The 4,058-nt window shown below is 61.6% G+C and carries 5 protein-coding genes; all 5 read right to left on the bottom strand.

Annotation, left to right across the window (positions count from 1 at the left end; translation table 11 throughout):
• On the bottom strand, positions 1-510 hold a 510-nt coding region (locus AB0305_RS22760), incomplete at its 3' end, for a DUF1302 family protein (RefSeq protein ID WP_366174137.1).
• A 75-nt stretch (positions 511-585) separates the two neighbouring features.
• Positions 586-1,953 carry a DUF1329 domain-containing protein gene (locus AB0305_RS22765; protein ID WP_366174139.1) on the bottom strand — a complete coding sequence of 456 codons (1,368 nt, stop codon included), beginning with the start codon at positions 1,951-1,953 and terminating at the stop codon, positions 586-588.
• 56 nt (positions 1,954-2,009) lie between these two features.
• Entirely contained in the window at positions 2,010-2,423 is a 414-nt protein-coding gene (locus AB0305_RS22770) for a RidA family protein (protein ID WP_366174141.1), read from the bottom strand.
• A gap of 660 nt (positions 2,424-3,083) precedes the next feature.
• Complete coding sequence (locus AB0305_RS22775; protein ID WP_366174143.1) at positions 3,084-3,803, bottom strand: alpha/beta hydrolase fold domain-containing protein; 720 nt, start codon at positions 3,801-3,803, stop codon at positions 3,084-3,086.
• A gap of 13 nt (positions 3,804-3,816) precedes the next feature.
• Positions 3,817-4,020, bottom strand: a complete 204-nt coding sequence (locus AB0305_RS22780; RefSeq protein WP_366174145.1) for a hypothetical protein — start codon at positions 4,018-4,020, stop codon at positions 3,817-3,819.
• Between the last annotated feature and the right edge of the window lie 38 nt (positions 4,021-4,058).

Below are 4,058 nucleotides of genomic sequence, written 5' to 3' on the forward strand. Positions count from 1 at the left end.
GCCGATACGGACGTGGGCGTTCTGATCCGCCACGGTAAAGTCCTTCTGCGCCCATAGATCAAGCACGTGCGCGTCATAAACCACCTGCGCCCTCGCATCACTCGACAGCGGCGTGCGCTCGGTGTTCTTGGCCATGAAGTCGTACATGCCGGTGCCGCGCGCCATGAACTTCAGGCCCTCGCTGGGCATCGTCAGCAGCAGCTCGCTGGTCGCGCTCAGGTACGCGCTGTAGGGCTTCCACTTGCGGTAGTTCAAATCACCGTTGTCGCCCGCGCCCCACTGGTCGGTATTGGCCGCCGCACCGCAGCCGTTCGCGTTTGGATCACCCGTGAGCGCGCAGCTCGGGGTTTTCGTCCGCGTTGCCACACCGGCCGTGACGTTGCTCACCAGCGAGCCTTTCACCGCGTCGTCCGTGCCCATGGTGAAGTCGTAGGCGTACGCTGCAGACGTTGTTGCCGCCAACACGGCGAGCGAAATCGCTGTCCGCGTGGACATCTTCTTGGTATTCATGTTTTCCTCCAACCCGTTTTGATACCGGCACGCCCCTCCTCAAGCGCGTGCCGGCCCCCGCTCATGCGGCCACGTTCAGCGCTCGCTCACTGCGCGCAGGGTTTCGGCCGTGAAGAAGTCCGTCTTGAAGCGCGGATCATTGATCTGCTCGTACCAACGAATGTCTTTGCCCTGCCCGAACGTCGTTTGATCCATCACGTAACGGCCGTTGCTGAGGTCGTACATCGCGAACGGCAGGTTGTCGCACGTGCCGCCCAGCTCCCACACCGGGATCGGGTAGCTCTCGCGCACCTTCCAGAGCTTGCCCTGGGCGTCGTAGTCTTCGCCGACGAGGGCCAGCCAACTGTCTTCATCGAGGTAGAAGACCTTCTTGGATGCAACGTGGCGGGCGCTGGGCTTGAGCGTGGCCTCGACCACCCAGACGCGGTGCATCTCGTAGCGACGGTTGCTAGAAGCAACGCCATCGGGCGTGGCAACGTCGTGCAGATTGGTCTTGAACTTGTACATGCCGAACGCGTTGTACGGCACCAGCAGTTCCTTCTTGCCGACGAGTTTCCAGTTGAACCGGTCGATCGTGCCGTAGAACATATTGGCCTCATCGATCAGGTACTGGTTCTCCATGCCGATGACCGGCGCATCGTGCGTATAGGCCGGCATGCGGCGCACACGGCGCTGTCCCGGGAAGTAGTAGAACGTCTCCGAAGGCTTGTTGAAATACTGGCGTTGCACGAACGCCTGCCCAGCGAGCGCCGGTGGCGATTCCATCTTGAAGAAGGCAGCAGTGCTCAACTGATCAATATCCTGCGGCGTCGTCTTGCCCGGCTTGCCCCAGGGCAAGAACGCGTGCTGCGGAGAGACGATATCGATCCATTCGTTACTACCCGGGCGCGGCGAAATGGTGGTAATCATCTTGGGCCATTCGAAGCCCTCACCGTGGTAGCGATAGATGTAATTCAGGATCGCTTCCGCGCCGTTCTTGGGCTGCGGAAACGCAACACCTGGGAGCACTGCCGTCTGCAATTGCTCGCCGGTCGAATCGAGCTTGGCCGCCGTGAGGTTTGCCTTGGAGTTCTGAGCAACGACGTCGGGCACCTGGCATTCGCGATGCGACGGATACACGTCCATGCGATAGCCCTTCTTCTGCTTGAGAAGCTGGATCTGGCCGGGCGTCAGCTTGTCTGCGTACTTGTCGATGTTCGATGCATCGATCGAGTACAGCGGCTTCTCGTTCTTGTGCTTCCAGAAATCGCCGCGGTACTTGCCCCACTCCCAACCCGCTTCGGGCGACTGTCTGCCTGCGTAAGCAGGTACCGCACCGTCTTTGCTCGCGGCCCGATCACCGCCCTCCGGCGTGAGATCTTCCGCCATGGCGGCGGTGCCGATCACACAACATACTGCGGCCGCGATAGCGGATACGACTCCAATGCGTTGCTTCTTCATCATGGGCTCCTTCCAATATCTCTCGCCTTGCAGCCGGCATGTCCGGCCACCACAAGCGCTCATTCCTCTCCGGATCCGGCCACGGCCATTGCGCGAATCTCGATCAGCAATCCGGGCAAGGCCAACTGCGTGACCCCCACGGCTGACCACGACGGATAGCGGCTCGGAAAGTACTGATCCTTGACGGCGATAAACGCGTCGATGTCGCCATGCAGGTCCGTGTGAAACGTCGTGAGCTCGACCACATCGGCCAGGCTCGCGCCCGCCTCTTCGAGAACGAGCTTCAGGCATTCGAATGCGATGTGCGCCTGCGCGTGCATCCCCTCCGCAGGCTTCATGTCGGCGTCCACCCCAACCTGGCCAGACACCCAAACCATGTTGCCCACGCGCGTTGCCGGCGAGAAGTGATATGCGTCGTAGTGCCCTTGGAAAGGGGCCGGGACGATCGATTGACGCTTATTGCTTGCAGCCATGGCCTGAGCCTCTCTGCTAGATGCGTTGATGGAAACAGGTGTGCGGAGCAGAAGAAAACGCCTACAGCGCTGTAGCCCCGGCACCTGTTTTCGGGCTGCCATTTGAAGATCGTCTCGCCGCCAAGAAAGCCAGCACAGCCGCGTGACGCCCGGTACGGCACCGACCCCTGAGCATCGCCTTACCAGTACGTATTGACGGCCTACAAATAACGTTAGTACGGCCAAATATTAGCGTTGCACCGGCCTATCATCAAGATGTGAAAAGCTAGGGAAAATACCAACCAAACAGGACGCAAACGATGTCCAACCGGTCCATTGCGCATGCTGGTGTGGATTCGGCGGTTCGATCGCTGCTGAACAACGCTGCAGCACGTGCGCGTGCCGCGTTGCCGTCACGCGTTGCCGTCAGACAAAGGGCCGGAACAGGAGCGACCGAGGGAGGCGCACGGAGCTCGGATTCACGCGGGCGGTCGACTGAATCGATTCGCGCATGGGCAGGCGAATGGGTCCATGCCTTGCAGGCCTGGCTAATTGCCGAGGTGCGGGTCAAGACCGACAGGTCGACGCGGCATTGCAGACGCAGCGATCAGCACACGCGCTAGCTCGCGTGCCACCCATCAGAAGAAGGCGACCTCATCGTTGCTGGTCAGAAGCAACGCTTTACGAGTGCCGAGAAAGTCGACGAATGAATAAGCCGGCAAGCTCCAGCAGTTTCTGCGCAGTGCTGATGCGCCCTGCCGCCGTGAAAATGCCGTGCATGTGACGAGGCAGGTGGTGATGCTCCAGCAAGCCACCCGCCCGCGCTGCCGTTGCTGCGTATTCAATGCCCTCGTCGCAGAGCGGGTCCAGGCCAACGGTGGCGATAAACATCGGAGGCTGACGGCGGCCCTCTGCATGCAGCAGCGGCGACAAGGCGGGCTGGTCAAGCGGTGTGCCTGCCGGCACGTACAGATCACGAAACCATTGCATCGATTCTGCGACGAGCGGCAGCCCACCCTGGAAGCGGCCGTAGGACGGCCGGCTTGCGGTAAGGTCCGTCACCGGATAGAGCAGCACTTGGCCGACGACCTGGTACGCCCCTGTAGCCGGCGCGTTGCTGATGATGGTCGCCATACTGCCGCCCGCGCACTCGGCCTCGACCGGCTGGTACAGCCGCACCCGAATCTCACCGTCGGTCACCGGCACCATGATGTCGCGGTGGCCAACGCCGTCGATGCCGTTCAACCCGTTCAGGCTGCAGGCTCGGGCAAAGTTCGCACGCGAAGGCTCCGGCGCCAGGCTGCCGTAGTGCAGGCCGCCCGCTTCGCGAAACGCTTGCACCATGGGCCGTGCATCCTCCGCCACCTCGCTTAGCTGCTGCCAGGAGAGTTCCGAAGACACGTCCCTGCCCCTGTCAGATCTGCTCGAATACGCCGAGACCCCAGCGCACCGCCGCGCGGTACTCGTCCACCGTGCCGGACCAGTTGTTGATGACCTTGCCCTGGGCGTTCTTGTACCAGCTTGAGCAGTCGGCGGAAAATGCCGAGCCACGCATCGCCGCCTGCAGCGCACGGTTGTAGTCGTCGGATCGCGTCTTGCTGACCAGGCACGCAACCATGCCCCATCACACGAAGCCTCGAAACTCATCGATGATGT

The organism is Arthrobacter sp. NPDC080086, assembly GCF_040702285.1.

What these genes read in the sequence shown, in the direction of transcription:
- AB0305_RS22780 (WP_366174145.1), bottom strand. Translation starts at nt 4,020, where the DNA reads ATGGTTGCGTGCCTGGTCAGCAAGACGCGATCCGACGACTACAACCGT.
- AB0305_RS22770 (WP_366174141.1), bottom strand. Translation starts at nt 2,423, where the DNA reads ATGGCTGCAAGCAATAAGCGTCAATCGATCGTCCCGGCCCCTTTCCAA.
- AB0305_RS22765 (WP_366174139.1), bottom strand. Translation starts at nt 1,953, where the DNA reads ATGATGAAGAAGCAACGCATTGGAGTCGTATCCGCTATCGCGGCCGCA.